Raw genomic sequence first — 17,570 nt, 5'->3', positions numbered from 1 at the left:
GTTGAGCGGCTAACTACGGCGTTCGTGCGGGGGTGTCAAGCAGGTTTCACGACAAAAGAATAAGCTTTTTCATTTTGATCAGGAAAAACCCTGGGGCCTTTTATCGACGTTCCAGCAAATGCCCTGTTTTGCGGGCTTTTCCCAACGAAAACAAAAAACTTGTCCACAGCCAGCCGCTTTATCAACGTCATTTCTACGGGGCCGTCATGACGTCATTGGGTTCTGGATTTATCAAAAAGCCCGCAGTTCCCGGCTTTTTACCCCTCCCCTTCGGCGAAGGGAAAAACCTCCCCGAAAAAAAACAAAAAAACTTCACAAAAGCCCTTGCGGTTTTTTTCCGATCCGAATACATCACGGCCACCGACGCGGCGGACATGATCCGCAAGACGCGAAGGGCGATTAGCTCAGTTGGTAGAGCGCCTCGTTTACACCGAGGATGTCGGGAGTTCGAGTCTCTCATCGCCCACCATTCCTTCTCACAGTGATTTAAAGAACCCTTGCCGATTGCGGTTTGAACCGTACGCGGTTGCGCTTCACCATGTATGCTTGGCTTCGATGCGCAGCCCCTGCCCTCGGTGGCATGGAGCCATGGTCGCGCGCTACTGCGGTGTAGAATCACATTTCCCAGTTGCCGCGCCGTGCCAAACCGGGACTTTCGTTTCGGATTCGCACAGCCGCAGCCATCCCTGTTTCACCCCGCAACATACCGAAAAATAAGCAGATTTAGAATTTTTAAAGAGATTTCGGGCATTGTTTTCAGGCCGTTTCATGATGAGCGGTGGAACTGATGGATGAAACCATGTCACTCGACGCGTTTGTTACACTTGCGCTTATTGCGCTGCCTGTTTACATTTTTTTCCGCTGGGTCCAGCAGGATTCGGAGAAACCAGATATTTCCAAAAACAAGAATTCCATGGGGCGGTGATCCGGGCGCTGGGATCGCACCATTATCCCGGACGACCTCCGGAGAGACTTTCGATCACCGATGCGAAGCGGCAATGCCTTTTGGGGGCTTGCATATGACGTATCGTATAAACGCCCGGCATTCAGACCCATACCGCATTAAAAAAGCCGGGCTATGCCCGGCTTTTTCCGTTGCGGCGCTGTCGTGTGCAATCAGTTGATCGCCTTCATCTCGACCTTGAAGAACAGCGTCTCGCCGGAAGAATCATCGACGCCATCATTATCTGTCACGGCATAGGCCGTTCCCGCCTTGTCGAAGGTGAAGCCTTCCAGCTTGTCGACGACATAGCCGTTGGTCTGGGCCTTGAGGTCCGGGAGGAAGTCATGGGCTTCCTGCTTGGTGACCAGCGGCAATTCGCCACCGATCTTGCCCGGCTTCAGGTCAGCAATCGCCACGCGGTAGAGCTTCTTGATCTTGGCCTTGTCACCGATCTGGTTGTCGCGCTCGACGATATAGACATTGTCGCCCTGTGCGGTGATTTCGGACAGGCCGACCCAACCGGCTTCAGTCTTATCGAGCGGGTAGCGCACGGCGCCCCATTCCTTGGACTTCGGATTATAGGAGACGAGCTTGACGAAGCCCTTCTCGTCCGTGCCCCATTCGCGCTGCACGGCCATCCACAGCGTCGCGTCATCGCCCTTGCCGATCATCGTAACGCCTTCGAAACCGAATCGGGTATCGCCGGCGAGCAGTTCCTTTGGCAAGGCGATTTCGGCCTTGATTTCGCCCTTGGCATTGACGTTGTAGAGCGCATGCGGCACGAGCTTGGCGCTGTCGCCTTCCGAGGCCAGCCAGAACCCGCCCTTGCCATCCAACGTGATGCCTTCGATATCGAGCTTCTGCGCGGCAATGCCGTCACGCTTGACACGCAGCACGTTGGTCATAGCCGCGGGCTTCTTGGTCGCGTCGATGGTGTAGATCGACGGCTGGTTACCATAGACCGAGTCGGAGACGGCATAGAGGATGCCTGGCTTCTCGGCATCGCCTACCAGACCCGAAAGAGCGCCCCAGCCGATGGGCGCGCCATCGACAGTGGCGGATACCAGCTGCGGATAGGCCAGCTCGCCCTCGGCGCGTTCATAGATCATGACATGCGAGCGGGCGCCGCCGTCTTCCACCAGATCAGCCTCATTGGCCGTGACGAAGAGGTTGCGCGCGGGGATGGCGACAGCGCCTTCCGGCGAAATGCCCGAAGGCAGGAGCTGCGTGAGCTGCGGCTCTGCGCCGGTATCCTTGTAAACAGCGGCAATCGAGGCGCGCTCGGCAAGCACGAAGAAGTACTTCTGGCCATCAAACGTCGCTGTTTCGAGGCCCTCCGGCTCTATGCCCTTTGCCTTGGAGCGCTTTTCCGGATAGTGGCCAATGGCCGCTACCGCGTGCTCGAGCGAAGCGCCAGCCTCATAGAGAAGCTTGCCAGTCTTGTCGAAAATGGTGAAGCCGCGTGAACCGCCCTGCCAGTCGCCCTCGTTGGCGATGACGATACGGTCATTGTCCAGCCACTTGACGGCATCAGGTTCGCGCTTGCGGCCTTCCTGCTTGTCGGTGAATTTCAGCTGGCCATCGGTCTTGGTGTCGATGCCTTCCAGATTGACGGTGCCGGCAGAGAAATGCGTCTTCACCGTGCCGGTCTTGCCGTCGATGATGACGATATGGTTGTTTTCCTGCAGCGTCAGCGCGATCTCGCCATTGGCATTGATCGAGACGAATTCCGGTTCCGGATCTTCAGGGGAAATCTCGGCGAGACCGGTAACGTCGATCTTCTTCAGCGTCGCGCAGTCGGCAACGCCGTCCTTCAGGCCGACAGTGACTAAATAACCGGCTGGCATCTGCGGCAGAGCGCCTTCGTTCACCTCTTCATCACGTTCGTTTTCGATAGCGATGGCGGCAAAGGTTTTATCCGGAGACACCGCGACTGAATCCGGTTGACCGCCGAGATCACAGCTCGCTTCGATCTTCTTGGCAGCGATATCGACAGTCACGAGCTTGCCGGAGGGCTTGGCGCGGTTTTCCGAGGTATTGACGCCGGCGAGAACCTTGAGACCGGCAACGGCAACGGAGGTCGGCTCACCTTCCAGCAGCAATGCGCCGCCGGCCTTGGGAGCCTTGGCATCGGTGATGTCGATGAAGCCGATGCCGCCGAGCGGGCTGTCCGAATAGATCAGCGTCTTGCCGTCTTCGCTGGCGGTGATGATTTCAGCCGAGGTCACGGACTTGGCGTCCTTGTCCGCGGGCAGGTTTTTCGCTACCGGGAAAGAAGCAATGCGGTTAAAAACCGGCTCTGCGGCCGCCGGAAAGGCTGCAGATGTAAGCAGAGCCGCGGTCAAGGCCATCTGAGAAAATCGGAACGCCATTTTATCCCCCTTGGGTTCAGAAATATCCCAAGGCTTCTGCGTCACGGACATGACAGTGGCATGACACTTCATGGCCCGGAATCAAAAAGCCCGGCCGCAAAGGCCGGGCTTTCGTGTTTATGCGCATATTCCGTATATCGAAACGCCGTGTGTCCGGATGGAGGCTACACAGGCACGCCCGACTTTCATTCCATACCATTCGGCATAAACGGCGCCGCCCGAAAGAACTTTCGAAAGGCACGCTCCTTAGACCGGTTGATGGCGTGAGCGCGTCAAAACATGCTTCCTCGTGAACCTGAAAAGCCGCCGCCCGCCGCGGGCGTTACGGCTTTCCGGAAACCTTACGAGTTGACGGCGTCCTTCAGGCCCTTGCCTGCGGAGAACTTCGGAACGTTGCGAGCCGGGATATCGACTTCAGCACCCGTGGAAGGGTTACGGCCCTTGGAGGCTTCACGACGGCTGACGGAGAAGCTGCCAAAGCCGGCGAGGCGGATATCGCCACCGTTCTTCAGTTCGCTCTGTACGGTTTCGAATACGGCATCAACAGCGGAAGCAGCATCTGCCTTCGTGAGACCAGCCTTTTCGGCAACAGCAGAGACGAGCTCGTTCTTGTTCATGTTTCCACCCCTTTCAATGGTTTGAAACGACTCAAATTAAGCCGGCGCAGAATACGTTCGTATCCGCGCGCAGCAACTCAAAAGCGCTGGAATCGCCTGAAAAACAAGGGGTCTGCGGTTTTTTTCACAAAAAAGGCCGACATTTCTGCCGGCCTTCCCCATAATCGTGCCAATTTCGCATCACTTGCGCCGACCTGAAGCCGTACCTTCGTCGTGAAGCCTAACGCATTGAATCTACGCAGGACCTGTCGCGAGCACCGATTCCGGCCCTCGCGACGACGCGTCTCAATGCGCGATGGTCTGGCTGCCGTCATCAACGCCTTCGACCGTTGCGATCACCGGCGTCTCGATGCTGCCATCCCACTCGATGGGCTCCGGCTGGCGGATGAGGGCGTGCTTGATAACCTCGCCCATGCGCGACACCGGAATGATTTCCATCTCGTTCTTCACATTGTCCGGAATCTCCGCCAGATCCTTGGCGTTTTCTTCCGGGATCAGCACCTTCTTGATGCCGCCGCGAAGCGCTGCAAGCAGCTTTTCCTTCAGGCCACCGATCGGCAGAACGCGACCACGAAGCGTGATCTCGCCTGTCATCGCCACGTCCTTCGAGACCGGAATACCGGTCATGATGGAGACGATCGCGGTTGCCATGGCGACACCGGCGGACGGACCGTCCTTCGGGGTTGCCCCTTCCGGAACGTGCACGTGGATGTCGCTCTTGTCGAAGCGCGGCGGCTCGATGCCGAAGTCCACGGCGCGCGAACGGACATAGGATGCCGCCGCCGAAATGGATTCCTTCATCACTTCCTTGAGGTTGCCGGTAACCGTCATGCGGCCCTTGCCCGGCATCATCACGCCTTCGATGGTGAGCAGCTCACCGCCGACTTCCGTCCAGGCCAGACCCGTGACGACACCGACCTGATCCTCGCGCTCAGCCTCGCCGTGGCGGAACCGCGGAACGCCCAGATAATCCGGAACGTTTGCAGCGGTAACCTCAACGGACTTGACCTTGCCCTTGATGATCTCGGTGACAGCCTTCCGCGCCAGCTTCATCAGCTCGCGTTCGAAGCTGCGCACGCCCGCCTCGCGGGTGTACTGCTGGATGACAACCATCAGGGCATCATCGGTGACCGAGAATTCTTCCGGACGCAGGGCATGTTCCTTGATCGCCTTGGGCAGCAGGTGACGCTTTGCGATTTCGCGCTTTTCGTCTTCCGTGTAACCGGCGATGCGGATCACTTCCATACGGTCCATCAGCGGGCCGGGAATGTTCAGCGTGTTGGCCGTGGTCACGAACATCACGTCGGACAGGTCGTATTCCACTTCCAGGTAGTGATCCATGAAGGTGGAGTTCTGTTCCGGATCGAGAACCTCGAGCAGTGCCGACGACGGATCGCCACGGAAATCCATGCCCATCTTGTCGATTTCGTCGAGCAGGAAGAGCGGGTTTGCCTTCTTGGCCTTCTTCATCGACTGGACGATCTTGCCCGGCATGGAGCCGATATAGGTGCGGCGGTGACCGCGGATTTCCGCTTCGTCACGAACGCCACCCAGCGCCATGCGCACATATTCGCGGCCGGTCGCCTTGGCGATCGACTTGGCGAGCGAGGTCTTGCCGACGCCGGGCGGGCCGACGAGGCACAGGATCGGGCCACGGATCTTCGTCGCACGGGCCTGCACGGCCAGATACTCGACGATACGCTCCTTGACCTTGTCCAGACCGAAATGGTCCTGATCCAGGATCTTCTCGGCATTGTTGAGGTCCGCCTTGATCTTGGACTTCTTGCCCCAGGGCAGACCAAGTAGCCAGTCCAGATAGTTGCGCACGACAGTCGCTTCCGCGGACATCGGGCTCATCTGGCGCAGCTTCTTCATTTCCGCTTCGGCCTTTTCCTTGGCCTCCTTGGAAAGCTTTGTCTTGGCGATGCGCTCTTCCAGCTCGGCCATCTCGTCACGGCCGTCCTCGCCGTCGCCGAGCTCCTTCTGGATCGCCTTCATCTGCTCGTTCAGGTAATATTCGCGCTGGGTCTTCTCCATCTGGCGCTTGACGCGCGAGCGGATGCGCTTTTCGACCTGAAGAACGGAAATCTCGCCTTCCATGAAGCCAAGCGCCTTTTCAAGCCGCTGCTTCACGCTGACGGTTTCCAGCATTTCCTGCTTTTCGGTGATCTTGATCGACAGGTGCGAAGCGACCGTGTCGGCGAGCTTCGAGTAATCATCGATCTGACCGGCAGCGCCGACAACCTCGGGCGAAATCTTCTTGTTGAGCTTCACATAGCTCTCGAATTCCGAAACGACCGAACGCGAGAGCGCCTCGATCTCGACCGGATCTTCGGCAGGCTCCTGCAAAGGCGTGGCCGAGGCTTCGTAGAAATCCTCGCGACCGGTGTAGCTGTCGATCTGGGCGCGGCCCTTGCCTTCCACCAGCACCTTCACGGTGCCGTCGGGAAGCTTCAGAAGCTGCAGGACATTGGCGACCGTGCCGACCTTGTGGATGGCTTCAGGCGCCGGATCGTCGTCGCTGGCGTTGATCTGGGTAACAAGCATAATCTGCTTGTCGGAGCCCATGACTTCCTCGAGCGCACGGATGGATTTTTCCCGCCCGACGAACAGGGGAACGATCATATGCGGGAAAACGACAATGTCGCGCAGGGGAAGTACCGGATAGGTACCGCCAGATGCCGCAGACGTGATGTTCGTCATATCATTTCCTTTCCATGGTCCCTTTCGGGACACTTTGCCGAACGTCTTGGGGGCGTCCGGCATATTCATTTCTCGAGACTGAAAGTGGAGTTTCGAAACACCGATTTCAAGTCGTCGGAGCAGACGGCCTTACGCGACGGCAGGACCGTGAAATTCAACAAAACTCAGCGCTGGCTAATACTACCGACATTTCCGGTTATCCTCGAGGGCTCAGGAACCGGGTCGCCGACGAAATTCACATTTCCGTCATATCGCGCTGCAAATCAGTTGTAAGACTTTATCAGCAAAGCGCAATCCGCTCCAAACGCAAAATCGGGCTTCGTCAAGTTAGCCGCAAGTTTCGTAAGGCCCATCTAATAGAAAAGGCCCGCACGGATGCGGGCCTCTGATTTCATCAAACATCACAGCAGCCGATTACGCCGAGACGTTGGTCTTTTCTTCCTGACGGTCCGCATAGATGTAGAGCGGACGCGCGACACCGCTGACGACGTCGTTGGAAATGACCACTTCACGCACGCCCTCCAGCGTCGGCAGTTCGAACATGGTATCCAGCAGGATCTTTTCCATGATCGAGCGCAGGCCACGGGCACCGGTCTTGCGGGTGATCGCCTTGCGGGCGATTTCGCGCAGCGCGTCCTCGTGGAAGGTCAGCTCGACGTCTTCCATCTCGAACAGGCGCTGGTACTGCTTGACCAGAGCGTTCTTCGGCTCGGACAGGATCTGGATCAGCGCATCTTCATCCAGGTCTTCCAGCGTCGCCAGAACGGGCAGACGGCCGATGAATTCCGGAATGAGGCCGAACTTCACCAGATCTTCCGGCTCCAGCTCGCGCAGCACTTCGCCCACACGACGGTCGTCTTCCGCCTTGACGGTCGCACCGAAGCCGATCGAGGTCTTTTCGCCCCGGGCCGAGATGATCTTGTCGAGGCCGGCAAAAGCGCCGCCGCAGATGAACAGGATGTTGGTCGTATCCACCTGCAGGAACTCCTGCTGCGGATGCTTGCGGCCACCCTGCGGCGGTACGGAAGCGACCGTGCCTTCCATGATCTTCAGAAGCGCCTGCTGAACGCCCTCGCCCGATACGTCGCGCGTGATGGACGGGTTGTCCGACTTGCGGGAAATCTTGTCGACTTCGTCGATATAGACGATGCCGCGCTGGGCGCGCTCGACATTGTAATCCGCCGCCTGCAACAGCTTCAGGATGATGTTTTCCACGTCCTCGCCGACATAACCGGCTTCGGTCAGCGTCGTTGCGTCCGCCATGGTGAAGGGAACGTCGATGATGCGGGCGAGCGTCTGGGCAAGATAGGTCTTGCCGCAGCCCGTCGGGCCGACGAGCATGATGTTCGACTTTGCCAGCTCGACATCGCCATTCTTGGAGGCGTGCGCGAGGCGCTTGTAGTGGTTGTGAACGGCCACGGACAGGATTTTCTTCGCCTGCTTCTGGCCGATGACGTATTCGTCGAGGATCTTGATGATGTCCTGCGGGGTGGGTACACCCTCGCGCGACTTCACCATAGACGTCTTGTTCTCCTCGCGGATGATGTCCATGCACAATTCGACGCATTCATCGCAGATGAATACCGTCGGTCCGGCAATGAGTTTCCGGACTTCGTGCTGGCTCTTGCCGCAGAATGAACAATAGAGTGTATTCTTAGAGTCGCCGCCGTTGCTGCCGCTGACTTTGCTCATATCTCTTTCCTTCCAGCACGCCGCAGGTCCGTCAAACGGATCGCGGTCAACTTACCGCCCGCAGATACGGCCGCCCTTGGGGTGCATTGCCGTATCCGCCTCGTTTCCCGGGGTACTAACCGTATCAGATACAGGAGCTGATAACCGGCGGCAACGAATTCCCCATTAAACCAAAGGCCGCGTCATAAAAAATCAACATAGCCTTTATATATACTAATATCGCTTTCTGTTCCGGTTGAAAGCCCCGAAATTACTTTTGCGGGGTCAAACAAACGTCAAAAAGCGTCGCGCCTCAATTCGCGACGGCGCCTTCGATTTCCTGGCGCGAGGTCAGGATCTTGTCGATCACGCCCCAGTCCTTCGCCTCGTCTGCATCCATGAAATGGTCGCGATCAAGGGTTTTTTCAACCTCTTCGAGCGTGCGGCCGGTATGCTTCACGTAGACTTCATTGAGGCGGCGCTTCATCTTGATGATGTCGCGGGCGTGGCGTTCGATATCCGAAGCCTGACCCTGGAAGCCGCCCGATGGCTGGTGCACCATGATGCGTGCGTTGGGGGTGGCGAAACGCATTCCCTTTTCACCGGCAGCGAGAAGCAGCGAACCCATGGAGGCAGCCTGGCCGACGCAGAGCGTGGAGACCGCAGGGCGGATAAACTGCATCGTATCGTAGATCGCCATGCCGGCGGTCACGACGCCACCTGGCGAATTGATGTAGAGCGCAATTTCCTTCTTCGGGTTCTCGGCCTCGAGGAACAGCAGCTGCGCGCAGACGAGCGACGCCATCTGGTCTTCCACCGGGCCGGTGAGGAAAATGATGCGTTCCTTGAGAAGACGGGAAAATATGTCGTAGGAGCGTTCGCCGCGATTGGTCTGCTCAACGACCATCGGCACCAGAGCCATGGCGGTATCAACTGGATTTTTCATGTCCGTCCTTTGTCAACTCTGCCCGTTGCGGAAACCGCCCCGGAATCACTTCTAACCTTCATACTCCCTACATAGAGTGTCCCTGCCCCGTACTTCAAGACACGAAGCCGCATATCCTTAACGGCTCAACAGCGTTTGCAGGGCTTCGGAGGCCGGCCGCGGCGGGCTTTTGCACCCGTTCGTCCCGGCCGCAGCCATTTGTTTCCCCGCCATCAATTTTTTACCAAGACTGGCGAGGACCAAAAAAATGTACTTCATGCACAGATATAACTTCTAACCGGCAAGAACTCGTTAGTATTTGCTGCTGATACTGAAAAACGAATTTCGGTTCCCATCGGCGAACAGCCCTATCCGGGCGAAATGGCAGCTCAACAATTCAGCGGGAATAACGCACGTCGTGCGAGCTTCTCCGCTTTTGCCGCATGATGGCGCAGATAGGATTTTGCAATGCTGGATGCAAAGACGAGCACGCTACTATGGGCGGCGGAGACGTTCACCCTTGCCGTGCTTTTGGGAACGCTGTGGCTGCACCGCCCTTCCCGCCGGCACAATCTCTATTTCGCCGCCGGCTTTCTCGCCACCGGCTTCGGCACCGTCATGGTGGCGTTTCGCGGAGATATTTCCAGTTTCCTGTCCATTCAGGTCGGCAACGCACTGGCGCTTTCCGCCTTCGGCTTCTGGCTTGCGGGCCTCTTGTCCCTGGAGAAGCGCAAGCTCGCTGGCTGGATTGCCATTCCGGCCCTCCTGTGGATCGCCGGAATGTTCGTCCCACCCGTGCGAGAAAACATGGTGGCACGAATCCTGCTTTATCACGCCAGTGCGGCCACGGGCTATTTCATGCTCGCCGGTGTGCTTCTGGCAAATGGCGAGCGCAGGTCGCGCAGCAGAAAAGTTCTGGCGACGATTCTGATCCTGCAAGCTTTTGCCGGCGCCGTCGTCGCCTCCATTGTCATCCCGGCCAATGCGGCTGCGCCCAACGCCATTCCTCTGACATCGGCGCTCGCTTTTTCCGGCATGCTCGGCTTCACCGCCATCATCATGATCAGCGCCAAGATCATCATGGAGGATACGGAGCTTCGTCTCCACCGGCTCGCCATGACCGATCACCTGACCGGTGTCCTTAACCGGCGTGGTCTGCTGGAGGAGTTCGACCGCATCAAGAAGCGCTCACACGGCTCCAGCCGATATGTGGCGCTTGTTCTCTTCGACATCGACCATTTCAAGAAGATCAATGACAGATACGGCCACCAGTCCGGCGACGCCGTACTCGTGCATTTCTGTCAAATCGCGCAACGCGCGATCGGCGACCGCGGCCTTTTCGTGAGGATGGGCGGCGAGGAGTTCGCGCTGGTGGCGGAGGTCGAAAGCCCCTCCAGCACCGTCACGCTTGCCGAATCCATCCGTAACAATCTGCTTCTTTCGAAAATCACCTCACGCGGCGAACCCATCAAGGTGACGACCAGCGTCGGCATATCCGAAGCGATGATCAAGGACGCCGAGCTGAATGTGATGATGACCGAGGCCGACCGAGCGCTTTATGCCGCAAAGAAAGCCGGGCGCAATCGGACCGTAATCCACGTAAATTCGGCCAATGTCGTCGTGCCCGCCTCGGACCGTGACGAAAACCCTATGGATAACAATGCCGACCGGCAGGTCGCGGCGCTGAACCGGATATCCGCAATTGCCAGCCGGTGAAGGTGTAACCATTTGGTGACATATGAAGGAACGCCTGCCGCCCTTCCCAAAGCGCCAAGCGCGGAATAAACCATCAGCATGACAGCGACGTTTCCCTTTCTCAAAATCGATTCCGCCACCCGCCACGTTTCACTCGATGCGCGCGACCCGGCTTTTTACAACGATCCGAACCCCGTCTACGCCGCCCTGCACGCGCAATGTCCCACTTTCTACTGGGAAGAGCAGCGGCAATGGTTTTTCACCTCTTATGACCATGTCAGCTCGCTGCTGCGCGACCGCCGGTTTGGACGACAGATCCTGCATGTGGCAAGTCGTGAAGAGATCGGCCTGCCAGAGCCGCTTGAGCATGTGAAGCATTTCGACCTGGCCGAGCAGCACTCGCTTCTGGAACTGGAGCCGCCGGAGCATACGCGGCTGCGCACGCTGATCAACCGCGCCTTCGTGTCACGGCATGTCGACAAGATGAAGCCGGAAATAGAGGAACTCGCCAACCGGCTGATTGACGCTTTCGAAGAGAAGGGCGAGACGGAACTGCTTTCCTCCTATGCCGATATCATCCCTGTAACGATGATCGCCCGGATGATCGGCATTCCCGAGGAAATGGGGCCGCAGCTGCTGAAGTGGTCGCATGCCTATGTCGGCATGTACATGTTCAAGCGCACACCGGAAGACGAGCTTCTGGCCGACAGGGCAGCGAAGGAATTTTCGGATTATGTGCGCGGCGTGATCGCCGAGCGGCGGGCCAAGCCTGAGGACGACCTGCTGAGCCACATGATCCATACCGAGCACAAGGGTCAATATCTGACCGACGACGAGCTGGTGTCCACCACCATCGTCCTGCTCAACGCGGGCCATGAAGCGACCGTTCATCAGATCGGCAATTCCGTGCGTATCATTCTGGAGAGCGGGATATCGCCGCAGACCTTGTTCAGCGACGAGGCCGCCACGGAACGCACGGTGGAGGAAACCCTGCGGATCTGCGCGCCGGTGCACATCTTCCAGCGATGGGTTCTGGAGCCGGTCGAGATTGACGGCGTGCAGTTCAAGCGCGGCGACAAGGTGAGCCTGATCCTGGCTGCGGCCAACCTCGATCCGTCAAAATTCCCTGATCCACTGACCTTCCGGCCGGAGCGCAACGAAGGCGCCAATGTCTCCTTCGGCGCCGGCATCCATTTCTGTATCGGCGCGCCATTGGCAAGACTGGAACTGAACCTTGCCCTGCCACTGCTTTTCAAACGCCTGCCGCGCCTGAAAATTGCCGAGCCGCCCAAGGTCAAGGATGTCTATCATTTCCATGGGCTGGAGCGGCTCGATCTCAGCTGGTAGCGTGTGCAGGCCTTAAATCTGGGCCAGACCGCCATCGACCGAAAGCTCGACGCCGGTGATGTAACTGGCCTTTGAAGAGGCCAGAAACAGAACGGCCTCAGCGATCTCGTCGGGGTCGGCCATCCGGCCGATCGGCGCGGCATCCTTCAGATAAGCCTCGAAACCGGCGATCTTTTCTTCATCAAGCTTCAGGCCGTTTTCCATGATCGGCGTGCGGGTCACGCCCGGGCTAACCGTATTGACGCGGATGCCCCGCGCCTTGAGGTCGTTGGCAAAACTGCGGGCGAATGAACGAACGGCCGCCTTGGAAGCATTATAGGCGCTCAACCTCTCCAGGCCCTTGTTGCCGACGATCGACCCGGTGAGCACGATCGAGCCGCCATCGCGCAGGACCGGCAGCAATGTCTGCACGGTGTAGAAAACGCCCTTGACGTTGATGTCGAAAATCCGGTCGTACAGCGCCTCGTGGGTATCACCGAGGTCATTGTTCTCGGCGATGCCGGCATTGGCGACGAGCACGTCCACCTTCCGGCCATCTGCTTCAATGCGCGCCTTGAGCCGCTCCAGATCGGAGAGCTTGGCAACATCGGACGCGAAGCCGATCGCCCCCTGCCCGAGCCTGGCGACCGCTGCCTCGAGATTGGCGGTATTGCGGCCTGTCACGTAAACGGCGGAGGCTCCGCCTTCCAGAGCCAATCTCGCGACGGAAAAGCCGATGCCAGTCGACCCACCGGTGACGACCACGACCTGCCCACTGAATAATCCAGACATTGCAAACTCCATGAATGTCGTAATTTCCGAATAACCATAATTCGGTATTTCGGTTTTATTGAAATATTGAAGCTTGTCAGTCCGTGTGCTAGAGGCGGTCCATGGCTCAGTTTTTTCATCCCGCACGCGAAGACATTTCGCTCACGGCCGTGCTCGCCGCTCTTGGCGAACCGGCACGCATGGGCATCATCCGAAAATTATGGGGCTCCGAGACCGGACAGAATTGTGGTGCCGCAGCACCCTGCCAGGACATGCCGCGTTCAACCCTGTCCAGCCATATGCGGATCCTGCGGGAGGCAGGGTTGATTCGAACCCACAAACAGGGTGTCGAGAATATCAGCGTCGTCCGTGTCGACGATTTGGAAGCCCGCTTTCCCGGGCTCCTTCAATCCATCATCTCGTTCGACCAGCAATAGCGTGACCGAGTGGATTTCCGCCGTCACAGCCTGATGACATAGTCTTTTCGTGTTGTCTCCACGACTTCCCAGGTGCCAGTAAAGCCGGGCCGCAGCACAAGCCTGTCGCCCGGTCTGAGGTCACGCGGGGGCCCGCCATCCTCGGTCAGGATGGAATGGCCCTCGAGGATGCTGAAATATTCCCATTCGTCATAGACGACACGCCATTTTCCAGGTGTGGATTGCCAGATGCCGGCATAAATTCCGCCCTGCGCTTCCTCCAGATTCCATGTGGTGAATTTGGGGTCGCCGGAGATCAATCGCTCCGGCGCTGGCGCACCATGCTCTGCTTCGAGGGAAGCATCTTCGAATGTCAGTAGGTTGCTCATCGCGACGCCGGCCTCTCAGACTTTTGCAAGCGACTGTTCAAGATCGGCAATGATGTCGTTGACATCCTCGATTCCGACGGACAGACGCACCACATCCGGACCGGCGCCGGCCGCCGTCTGCTGCTCCGGCGTCAGCTGGGCATGGGTGGTGGAAGCCGGGTGGATGACAAGCGAGCGCGTGTCACCGATATTAGCGAGATGGGAGAATAGCTGCAGCCCTTCGACCAGTGCCTTGCCGGCCGCATAACCGCCCTTGACGCCAAATGTAAAGACCGAACCCGCGCCCTTCGGCGAGTAACGCTGCTGGAGGGCGTGATTGTCGCTTTCCTCCAGGCCGGCATAATTCACCCAGCCGACCTTGGGATGTGCCTTAAGCCATTTGGCGACGGCAAGCGCATTGTCTGAATGGCGTTGAACGCGCAGCGGCAGGGTCTCAATTCCCGTGAGAATAAGGAAGGCGTTGAAGGGCGAAATCGCCGGGCCGAGATCGCGCAGGCCAAGCACGCGGCAGGCGATGGCAAAGGCGAAATTACCGAAAGTCTGGTGGAGCACGACGCCGGAATATTCGGGCCGGGGCTGTGACAGGGCCGGAAACCGGTCAGTTGCCGACCAGTCGAAGGTTCCGCCGTCAACGATGATGCCGCCCATGGAATTACCGTGGCCACCGAGGAATTTCGTCAGCGAATGCAGTACGATGTCTGCACCGTGTTCCAGCGGTCGCAGCAGATATGGGCTTGCCATCGTGTTGTCGACGATCAGCGGCAGGCCGTGCCGATGGGCAACTTCGGCAATTGCGGCGATATCCACAAAGGTGCCGCCTGGATTTGCAAGGCTTTCTATGAAGACGGCGCGTGTGCGCTCATCGATCTGCTGTTCGAAACTGGCGGGATCGGTGGCGTCGGCCCAGCGAACCTGCCAGTCGAAACCTTTGAAGGCGTGGCCGAACTGGTTGATCGATCCGCCGTAAAGCTGACGGGCGGCGATGAAATTGTCGCCGGACTGCAGCAGCGTATGAAAAACCAGCAATTGTGCGGCGTGGCCGGAGGCGACGGCAAGCGCTGCGGTACCACCCTCAAGCGCGGCCACACGCTCTTCCAGAACCGCCTGAGTGGGGTTCATGATGCGGGTGTAGATATTGCCGAACTCTTTCAGCCCAAACAGGGCGGCGGCATGATCCGCATCACGGAAAGCGTAGGCCGTCGTCTGATAGATGGGTGTCGCCCGTGCGCCGGTCGTAGGATCAGGCTGTGCGCCCGCATGGATGGCCAGCGTTGAAAAACCGGGATTGCTGCTCGGCATGATGTTTCCTCCAATGGAATTCTGGAGGGATCATAATGCCTTGGCGCCAAATGATAAGCCCAATCCGTACCAACTATCGTGCGATATTGAGACGCGGATACTCAATTGCCGGGCAACGGTTCATCACCACGTCAATGCCATAAGCCTCGGCCTTGGCGGCGGCATTATCGTCCCGCACGGATAGCTGACCCCAGATCACCTTTGGGCGTTGCGGCAGCAAGATCGCCTCGTCGACAATCGCGGAAAGATATTCGGGCGCACGAAACACATCGATCATATCAACAGCCTCGGGAATATCGGCCAGCCGGGCATAGACCGCCTGTCCCAGTATCTCCTTGCCCGCCTGACCCGGATTGACCGGAAACACGCGATAGCCCTTGGACAGCAGGAAGCGCATGACGCCATGGCTCGGCCGATCCGGATTGGGCGAAGCTCCCAGCAGGGCGATGGTTTCGACATTCGTCAGGATTTTCCTGAGGTAATCCGCTTCGTAAGTATCATGCTGCATGTCAACTTATTCCTTTGGCATACCACCTGATCCAGAGAGGCGCAGGCGTCTGGAGCGTTGCTTCAATGCCCACCAGCCTCTCCTCTCCCGCATGGTTCCAGCGCCGGCAACCTTCACGCCGTTTCATGCGATGCCATTCTCATCTAGGACGCTCCGGTCGTCTCCGGAACCCCGAAAGCGCAAAAATCAATATCTCCGCCGGATCGGCACTCTGCAACCCCGTTTTCATCGACGCAAAATGATTTCACAAAATCGCGCACACACCGGATGTATTGAGTATTTTCATCCACTTTTCAAAAATTGCGCCGAACGGCCATCGAAACAGGGGAAACAACATTAGCGTGCATTCCATGCGCTCTTCGTCTCCTGTTTGTTTTCATTCCGTTCACCGGTTATTTAGCCGCGACTAATTTTCAAAAAGTTATTTCGTAAACCAACCATTCTATAAGTCTGCAACGTTATAGTGGAGTTTCGATGGGGATTCTGAAATTTATTTTCATTGATGATCATACGATTTTAGTCGCCCGCACGCTCATTTGAAACGCCAGGCGCAATACCAACAACTGGGATAAATGGTGTGCTCGGTCATTTTTCAAGGAAATCCGCAGCGCGAGGCAGAGCCGCAAGCCCTGCATCAGACGTTATTTTCCGGATTAAATCAGAAGCAGGAAAGCGTGTCTCATGCGCGATATCGGATCTCGTTTTTTCATGACGCATAGAAATCAAAAATTTGACGCGTGTCATAATCCATAAAAACAAAGCCCGTAGGCACCGGATTGGGGACGGCCTCGGCGAGGCGATTGAAAGCGTACACCTGCCCGTCCGGAAAATGACTTCCAGTTTCTGAGGCCAATGCTGTAGATTGCCCGAAAAGCCCGCGAGCGAGTCTCTGACTGTGACATTCGACATTCTTATTCTGGTGCTTCTGGGCGCTATGCTGCATGCCGGATGGAATGCGCTGGTCAAATCCGGTTCCGATAAATCGCTGGACGCCTCGTTGATTGCGGCGGGAGCTGCAGCCTGTTCGCTGCCGTTTCTGCCTTTCCTGCCGTTTCCCTCGCCAGTCGCCATTCCCTTCCTGATCGCCTCAGCCGTCCTGCAATTCGCTTATTTCCGCCTTGTCGCCGCCGCCTATACGATCGGCGACATCGGCCTTGTCTATCCAGTCATGCGCGGCGTGGCACCCTTGATCGTGGCGGCGACGAGCAGCCTGTTCCTGAGCGAGATTTTGAGCCCGCTGGCGATTGCGGGCATCGGCGTCATCTCCGCGGGGATCCTGACGCTTGCTTTCGAGGCAAGGCGCGGGGGCGGAAAGGCGATCATGGTCGCCCTGCTCAACGCTTTCGTGATTGCATCCTACACCTTCGTCGACGGTGTCGGCGCAAGGCTTTCCGGCAACGCCATCTCATACACGCTCTGGATGTCTCTGCTGCCACCCGTGCTGCTGTTCGGTTTCGCGTTTTACCAGCGGGGCGCTGGCCCCGTCGTCCAGCATGTCCGGCGCAACTGGTGGCGTGGCCTTATCGGTGGCGGCGGCTCCATACTCTCCTATGGGCTGGCGCTCTACGCCATGACCAAAGCGCCTGTCGCCGTGGTCGCAGCACTCCGGGAAACCTCCATTCTTTTCGCGCTGGTGATATCAGTGGTGATCCTAAAGGAACGCGCCAGCATCTGGCGTTATCTTGCCGGAGGCATCATTGCAGCAGGCGTTCTGGTGATGCGACTGGGATAAAACGGGGTCGCTCGATGGGGTAAAATAATACCACATTATCAAGCCATTGTTTTCGCTGTATTATTTTTACGACCTCCAGAATCCGTCATATTGACGCTTTCGCTCGCGCACCGTATAAGCGCGCCAGATCGGATTCCAGCCGGAATAGGGTCATTTGCGGTTGCCCCTGATGGCAACCAAACCAAGCAACAAGAAACGCCCGT

Annotated in this window: 14 protein-coding genes and 1 tRNA gene; 6 read left to right on the top strand and 9 right to left on the bottom strand. The window is 57.8% G+C overall.

Annotation, left to right across the window (positions count from 1 at the left end; all coding sequences use genetic code 11):
- The first annotated feature begins 393 nt into the window (after positions 1 to 393).
- Both DOU54_RS19105 and DOU54_RS27540 read left to right on the top strand, forming a co-directional pair.
- A tRNA-Val gene (locus DOU54_RS19105) sits at positions 394 to 469 on the top strand.
- A gap of 318 nt (positions 470 to 787) precedes the next feature.
- Positions 788 to 925 carry a hypothetical protein gene (locus tag DOU54_RS27540; protein ID WP_006697989.1) on the top strand — a complete coding sequence of 46 codons (138 nt, stop codon included), beginning with the start codon at positions 788 to 790 and terminating at the stop codon, positions 923 to 925.
- 191 nt (positions 926 to 1,116) lie between these two features.
- Here the strand turns inward: DOU54_RS27540 and DOU54_RS19100 are convergent, their stop codons facing one another.
- The 5 genes from DOU54_RS19100 to clpP all read right to left on the bottom strand — a co-directional run bounded on the left by DOU54_RS19100 (position 1,117) and on the right by clpP (position 9,252).
- A complete protein-coding gene (locus DOU54_RS19100; protein ID WP_113381093.1) occupies positions 1,117 to 3,315 on the bottom strand; it encodes an esterase-like activity of phytase family protein in 2,199 nt (732 codons plus the stop codon).
- Between the two features lie 341 nt (positions 3,316 to 3,656).
- Entirely contained in the window at positions 3,657 to 3,932 is a 276-nt protein-coding gene (gene hupB, locus DOU54_RS19095; protein ID WP_003502360.1) for a DNA-binding protein HupB, read from the bottom strand.
- A gap of 285 nt (positions 3,933 to 4,217) precedes the next feature.
- Positions 4,218 to 6,635, bottom strand: coding sequence for an endopeptidase La (lon, locus tag DOU54_RS19090; protein WP_004441301.1), 2,418 nt, complete (start codon positions 6,633 to 6,635; stop codon positions 4,218 to 4,220).
- A 414-nt stretch (positions 6,636 to 7,049) separates the two neighbouring features.
- The gene (clpX, locus tag DOU54_RS19080; protein WP_003521528.1) at positions 7,050 to 8,327 is read right to left on the bottom strand and encodes an ATP-dependent Clp protease ATP-binding subunit ClpX; all 1,278 of its coding nucleotides are present in this window, start codon (positions 8,325 to 8,327) and stop codon (positions 7,050 to 7,052) included.
- Between the two features lie 292 nt (positions 8,328 to 8,619).
- Positions 8,620 to 9,252, bottom strand: a complete 633-nt coding sequence (gene clpP, locus DOU54_RS19075; protein ID WP_004441299.1) for an ATP-dependent Clp endopeptidase proteolytic subunit ClpP — start codon at positions 9,250 to 9,252, stop codon at positions 8,620 to 8,622.
- Positions 9,253 to 9,699: 447 nt separating this feature from the next.
- On the opposite strand from clpP, the gene DOU54_RS19070 reads away from it, so the two are divergent.
- Together DOU54_RS19070 and DOU54_RS19065 are read left to right on the top strand one after the other, a co-directional pair.
- Positions 9,700 to 10,947: a GGDEF domain-containing protein gene (locus DOU54_RS19070; RefSeq protein WP_004441298.1), complete on the top strand. Its 1,248-nt coding sequence runs from the start codon at positions 9,700 to 9,702 to the stop codon at positions 10,945 to 10,947.
- A gap of 78 nt (positions 10,948 to 11,025) precedes the next feature.
- Entirely contained in the window at positions 11,026 to 12,273 is a 1,248-nt protein-coding gene (locus DOU54_RS19065) for a cytochrome P450 (RefSeq protein WP_112765741.1), read from the top strand.
- A gap of 12 nt (positions 12,274 to 12,285) precedes the next feature.
- Here the strand turns inward: DOU54_RS19065 and DOU54_RS19060 are convergent, their stop codons facing one another.
- Positions 12,286 to 13,056 carry an SDR family NAD(P)-dependent oxidoreductase gene (locus tag DOU54_RS19060; protein ID WP_162471989.1) on the bottom strand — a complete coding sequence of 257 codons (771 nt, stop codon included), beginning with the start codon at positions 13,054 to 13,056 and terminating at the stop codon, positions 12,286 to 12,288.
- Positions 13,057 to 13,145: 89 nt separating this feature from the next.
- On the opposite strand from DOU54_RS19060, the gene DOU54_RS19055 reads away from it, so the two are divergent.
- The gene (locus tag DOU54_RS19055; protein WP_006697985.1) at positions 13,146 to 13,460 is read left to right on the top strand and encodes an ArsR/SmtB family transcription factor; all 315 of its coding nucleotides are present in this window, start codon (positions 13,146 to 13,148) and stop codon (positions 13,458 to 13,460) included.
- 23 nt (positions 13,461 to 13,483) lie between these two features.
- Here the strand turns inward: DOU54_RS19055 and DOU54_RS19050 are convergent, their stop codons facing one another.
- The 3 genes from DOU54_RS19050 to DOU54_RS19040 form a co-directional block, all read right to left on the bottom strand.
- Positions 13,484 to 13,828 carry a cupin domain-containing protein gene (locus DOU54_RS19050; protein ID WP_112765740.1) on the bottom strand — a complete coding sequence of 115 codons (345 nt, stop codon included), beginning with the start codon at positions 13,826 to 13,828 and terminating at the stop codon, positions 13,484 to 13,486.
- A 15-nt stretch (positions 13,829 to 13,843) separates the two neighbouring features.
- Complete coding sequence (locus DOU54_RS19045; RefSeq protein WP_004441291.1) at positions 13,844 to 15,127, bottom strand: O-acetylhomoserine aminocarboxypropyltransferase; 1,284 nt, start codon at positions 15,125 to 15,127, stop codon at positions 13,844 to 13,846.
- A 73-nt stretch (positions 15,128 to 15,200) separates the two neighbouring features.
- Positions 15,201 to 15,635, bottom strand: coding sequence for a CoA-binding protein (locus DOU54_RS19040; RefSeq protein ID WP_006697983.1), 435 nt, complete (start codon positions 15,633 to 15,635; stop codon positions 15,201 to 15,203).
- An 895-nt stretch (positions 15,636 to 16,530) separates the two neighbouring features.
- Here DOU54_RS19040 and DOU54_RS19035 point away from each other — a divergent pair.
- Complete coding sequence (locus DOU54_RS19035) at positions 16,531 to 17,367, top strand: EamA family transporter (RefSeq protein ID WP_004441289.1); 837 nt, start codon at positions 16,531 to 16,533, stop codon at positions 17,365 to 17,367.
- Positions 17,368 to 17,570: the final 203 nt, after the last annotated feature.

Origin of the sequence: Agrobacterium sp. MS2 (genome assembly GCF_003261015.1) — a bacterium.
Taxonomy (GTDB): Bacteria; Pseudomonadota; Alphaproteobacteria; order Rhizobiales; family Rhizobiaceae; genus Agrobacterium; species Agrobacterium pusense.
This window is presented reverse-complemented; position numbering and strand designations above follow the sequence as displayed.

Coding starts and splice junctions, on each gene's coding strand:
- DOU54_RS27540 (WP_006697989.1), top strand. CDS start 788: ATGGATGAAACCATGTCACTCGACGCGTTTGTTACACTTGCGCTTATT.
- DOU54_RS19100 (WP_113381093.1), bottom strand. CDS start 3,315: ATGGCGTTCCGATTTTCTCAGATGGCCTTGACCGCGGCTCTGCTTACA.
- hupB (WP_003502360.1), bottom strand. CDS start 3,932: ATGAACAAGAACGAGCTCGTCTCTGCTGTTGCCGAAAAGGCTGGTCTC.
- lon (WP_004441301.1), bottom strand. CDS start 6,635: ATGACGAACATCACGTCTGCGGCATCTGGCGGTACCTATCCGGTACTT.
- clpX (WP_003521528.1), bottom strand. CDS start 8,327: ATGAGCAAAGTCAGCGGCAGCAACGGCGGCGACTCTAAGAATACACTC.
- clpP (WP_004441299.1), bottom strand. CDS start 9,252: ATGAAAAATCCAGTTGATACCGCCATGGCTCTGGTGCCGATGGTCGTT.
- DOU54_RS19070 (WP_004441298.1), top strand. CDS start 9,700: ATGCTGGATGCAAAGACGAGCACGCTACTATGGGCGGCGGAGACGTTC.
- DOU54_RS19065 (WP_112765741.1), top strand. CDS start 11,026: ATGACAGCGACGTTTCCCTTTCTCAAAATCGATTCCGCCACCCGCCAC.
- DOU54_RS19060 (WP_162471989.1), bottom strand. CDS start 13,056: ATGGAGTTTGCAATGTCTGGATTATTCAGTGGGCAGGTCGTGGTCGTC.
- DOU54_RS19055 (WP_006697985.1), top strand. CDS start 13,146: ATGGCTCAGTTTTTTCATCCCGCACGCGAAGACATTTCGCTCACGGCC.
- DOU54_RS19050 (WP_112765740.1), bottom strand. CDS start 13,828: ATGAGCAACCTACTGACATTCGAAGATGCTTCCCTCGAAGCAGAGCAT.
- DOU54_RS19045 (WP_004441291.1), bottom strand. CDS start 15,127: ATGCCGAGCAGCAATCCCGGTTTTTCAACGCTGGCCATCCATGCGGGC.
- DOU54_RS19040 (WP_006697983.1), bottom strand. CDS start 15,635: ATGCAGCATGATACTTACGAAGCGGATTACCTCAGGAAAATCCTGACG.